This window comes from Pseudovibrio denitrificans JCM 12308 (genome assembly GCF_001310815.1).
GTDB classification, from domain to species: Bacteria; Pseudomonadota; Alphaproteobacteria; order Rhizobiales; family Stappiaceae; genus Pseudovibrio; species Pseudovibrio denitrificans.
In genome coordinates this window covers 1-4,248 of the sequence record NZ_BAZK01000055.1, presented here as the reverse complement: position 1 = coordinate 4,248, position 4,248 = coordinate 1, and the positions used below count along the sequence as shown (strand labels likewise).

Annotated in this window: 4 protein-coding genes; all 4 read left to right on the top strand. The window is 51.4% G+C overall.

Going from position 1 to position 4,248, the window contains the following annotated elements; genetic code table 11:
* Positions 1 to 654: phosphopantetheine-binding protein (locus JCM12308_RS27305; RefSeq protein WP_244272049.1), on the top strand; the 654-nt coding region annotated here is incomplete at its 5' end.
* Positions 635 to 1,486 (top strand): beta-ketoacyl [acyl carrier protein] synthase domain-containing protein, encoded by an 852-nt coding sequence (locus JCM12308_RS27300; protein WP_054785753.1) that lies wholly within the window; start codon positions 635 to 637, stop codon positions 1,484 to 1,486. The genes JCM12308_RS27305 and JCM12308_RS27300, both read left to right, overlap by 20 nt.
* Positions 1,486 to 2,958: a ketoacyl-synthetase C-terminal extension domain-containing protein gene (locus JCM12308_RS27295; protein ID WP_054785752.1), complete on the top strand. Its 1,473-nt coding sequence runs from the start codon at positions 1,486 to 1,488 to the stop codon at positions 2,956 to 2,958. Before JCM12308_RS27300 ends, JCM12308_RS27295 begins: the two co-directional genes overlap by 1 nt.
* The coding region (locus tag JCM12308_RS27290) for a condensation domain-containing protein (RefSeq protein ID WP_244272048.1) at positions 2,844 to 4,248 on the top strand (1,405 nt) is incomplete at its 3' end. The genes JCM12308_RS27295 and JCM12308_RS27290, both read left to right, overlap by 115 nt.

Sequence of the window (4,248 nt, the reverse complement as noted above, 5' to 3'; positions counted from 1 at the left end):
CATCCAGACATCGCCCAGGCGGTGGTGGTTCCAACAGAGGCAAGTTTGATGGCCTTTGTGTCTCCTGAAAATCAAAGCACACCCACAAAAGAGGTTTTGGGATCTTGGGTGGATTACCTGCGTAACCGGTTACCTGTCTACATGGTCCCACGCGCCCTAATACCGATTGAGACATTACCTGTAACAAGGAATGGAAAAGTGGATCGCAAAGCTCTTGCCGCCAAAGCAATCTCCCATACCCAGACTGAAGAAAAGACGATGCTGTCCACCACTACGGTGTCTGCGGGGAACGCGATCCAAAAGAAGCTCATGAACATTGTGGCTGATGTTCTAAATCGAGATCGGGTTGGACTTGATGACAACTTCTTTGATCTAGGCGGTGGATCGATCGAGATTGTTTTGATCCATCGCCAGCTGGAAGGCCAGTTTGATACTGAAATCCAGATTACCGACCTGTTTCGGCTTGGAACCATTCGGCGAGTTGCCGATCACCTGTCCAACAATGCCGATCCGTCCGATCAAATTACATCAGTCAAAGCGCAAGCGAAGACACGAGGCGAGCGACGTAAGGAAGTTGGTCGCCGTCGCCGATCATGCAAAAGGCGAAATGTGCAGTCAAGGCGAGGAATGAGCCATGAGCTTCAACGATACTGACATCGCGATCATAGGCATGAACTGCCGGTTCCCCGGCATTGATGGGCTAGATGCGTTTGAAGCCTGCCTTCGTGATGGAAGAGACATGTTGGCCCCAGTTGTTCAAGAGCTTGAAGGCGGTGGACGGCGGGTCATTTTGAACGCCACAGTTCCCGGAATAAAGGCGTTTGATGCCGATCGGTTTGGTTATACTCATCAGGAAGCACGCATCGCCGATCCTCAACAAAGGCTGTTTCTCGAGACTGTTTGGGAAATGCTGGAAATGGCTGGTTATTCGCCAAAACACATCCAGCCGACCACCGGGATATTTTCGGGCGTTAGCACCAGCTATTACTTGCTCTACCATCTGCTGGGGCATTCGAGTGAAGTTCGAAACTCGAGTGATTTGCAGGTAATGATCGGTAATGACAAAGATCATTTGACATCGCAGATAGCTTATCGTTTGGACCTGACTGGGCCAACGGTAACCGTTCAGGCTAGTTGTGCGACCTCCCTCGTCGCAACCCATCTTGCTTGTGAGAGCCTAAACAGCGGGCAATGTGATCTGGCGATTTCGGGGGGTGTTTCGCTGCGAATGCCCTCCCAAAAAGACTATGACTTTCAACCTGGTGGTCTTTTGTCAGAAGATGGGGCGATCCATGCCTTCGATGCCAATGCCAGTGGCACCGTTTACAGCAGCGGCGTGGCAACGCTTTTGTTGAAGCGTGCCGAAGATGCCGTTCAAGATGGAGACCAAATCTTTGCGCTTATTTCTGGCTCAGCGATAAACAATGACGGTGCGCAACGCGTTGGGTACACGGCACCTGCCGTTAATGGGCAGGTCCGAGCTTGATGGAGGCTCAGGAGGTTGCAGATGTCAATGCCCGAGACATTGCCTATATCGAAGCACACGGAAGCGGAACGCCATTAGGTGACCGTATTGAGTTGGATGCTTTGTATGAGGCTTTCCAACAGTCCAACTCTGCGACCATTGAAGCAGGCTCTTGCGGGCTGGGGTCGGTCAAGACAAACATTGGGCATTGTGAAATGGCGGCGGGAGCAGCGGGCCTGATAAAGACAGCATTGTCTTTGAAGTCAGGCAAGCTGTTTCCAAGCTTGCATTTCGAGACGCCTGCACAGGAGTTGATGCAGGATGGATCCCCGTTTTACGTGAATGATCAGCTAAGCGATTGGCCCGTAGACCGTCCGCGGATTGCGGGCGTGAGTTCCTTTGGACTTGGTGGGAACAATGCGCACGCGATCCTAAGAGCTTACGATCCGCCCGAGAGCACGCCCCAAGATATGGCTGAAGAACAGCCAGAACTGCTTGTTCTATCGGCCCGCAATCAAGATCAGTTCAGCACATACGAACGCTCTTTGATTAGTGCTGCAGGGACTCTGGATCGCAGTGATGTTGCTCACACACTACGTGTCGGTCGCGAAGCGGACCCATTTCGCAAAGCAGTGATTTGGAGGCAGGGCCAGTCAATTGCCGATGCATTGACCCATGCGGATGTTATAGCGTCTGCTGAAAAGCAGATCGTTCTGTTGCTTTCTCCTGATGTCGCTTTGAGCGATGAGTGCGTAATAAATTTGTGTCGTCTCATGCCAGAAGTTTTGGATCAAATGCCAGAGCTTGTGACTGAACATTCGCTCAAAGATTATCCCAACTGGACGCCAGAGCGCCGCATCGCCTTCTCTACGTCTGTTATTTTTGCGTTTTTGGACCAGTTGGAGTGCACACCAGCTGCAGTACTGTTCGCAGGCAATAAAGACGATGCTACTGCGCTATGGTCGTTTTTGATGAGGCAAGTCGAAGAGCGGCCGTGCTTTTACTGCAATGAGACTGGCTGGGTACCGGTAACAGGTGACAGTGTGTTCGCTACGATAAGCGACGTCACACAGCAGTTGGAGATTACCAATCCGTTCGTTTTAGGATTTGGCAGTAATGGCGATGTGCAAACGGACCAAGCTTCTACTACTTCGAAGGACAGGCCTCTTATTCTGATCTCATCAGCAGTTTCGGACAGGCTTGGGCACACGGGGTACCAGTCAACTGGCAGAACTGGCCTGGTACACAAAGTGCGCGCCGGATCAGGATCCCACGGCCCGAGTTCATTCGCAATGATTTTTGGATTGAGATGCCGGACGTCAACTCCAATGCTTTGGAGTTTAGCTCGAAGGATCGCTCGACGCAAAAATTGGCAGAGATGGACAGCCAAGGAGTTTTCGATTGCGTCAAGGAAACTTGGGAAGAAGTATTCGGAACCGAACTTGAGAACGAAGACGCCAACTTCTTTGAACTGGGTGGGCATTCGCTTTTAGCAGCACGTTTGATCACGTTGCTTCAGGAACGGTTGGGTGTCACCGTTCCGATGAGCGCTTTTTTCGAGGCCCCAACAGTCGCGGGACTTGCTTCTGCGTGTCAGCAACAAGCTACGCAAAGCAAAGTCTTCAGTCCTCAAGAGATTGTGCAAGAACCGGATAATCTTAACAAACCCTTCGCGCTGACAGATGTTCAATTGGCGTATTGGGTTGGGCGTCAATCTTCATTGGCATTAGGTGATGTCGCCACGCACATCTATTTCGAGTTCGACTTACCTGACTTCTCGCACGTCCAATTCGAGGATGCTGTGAACAAGGTGATTGCACGCCATCCAATGTTGCGTGCAGTGATCAAAGAAGACGGGACCCAGCAGGTACTGGAGTCAGTTCCACGCTTTACGATTGAAGACATTCCGGCGGACGATTGGAATTCGAGTGCGTTCCAAGCGGCGACCAAACGACTGCGGTCGAAAATGTCCCATCAGGTGACGGATTGTAGTCAATGGCCGCTTTTCGATATTCGCGCTGTGACGGTCGATAGCGGGCAAGCACGGCTACATGTGTCTTTTGATCTTCTGATTGCCGATGCCTGGAGTATCGAGCTCTTTATGCGCGAAGTTTCATATCTTTATCGGCAACCCAAGATCGATTTACCTGCATTGTCGTTTAGTTTTCGCGACCATGTTCTGACGAGTAAGAAAGCCGAAGAAAGCGAGGCGTTCCAAGCCGCTAAATCTTATTGGGAAGAGCGAATTCCAACGCTGCCGATGGGGCCTGATCTGCCTCTGGAAACAGCCCCAGCATCGTTAACGGCACCGAAATTTGTTCGCAGGACCAAAGTGCTCGATCGTCCCTTTGTCACCCGACTTCAGTCCTTGGCTTCGCAGAATGCGTTGACAATGACCGGGCTTATGATGAGCTGCTTCGCTAGCGTTCTGGCGCGGTGGAGCCGCGATCCGCATTTCTGTATCAATCTCACGCTCTTCAATCGCCCAACTGTGCACCCCGACATTATGGAGGTGATCGGAGACTTCACCACGTTAAACATCATGGAAATCGACTTCCGTGGTGATGGCAGCTTTCTCGACAAAGCACAAAAGGTGCAACGTCAGATCTGGCAAGATCTTGATCACCGGTTGTTCAGTGGTGTGCAGGTGTCGCGGCGACTGACCAAACGCAATGGTTCAGCGCAGGAAAGCGTGATCCCGGTAGTGTTCACCAGTCTGCTTAATCAAGATAGTGTTGATTGGGCTGATGAGACGAATGACACCCTGGGAGCTGATAATTTTT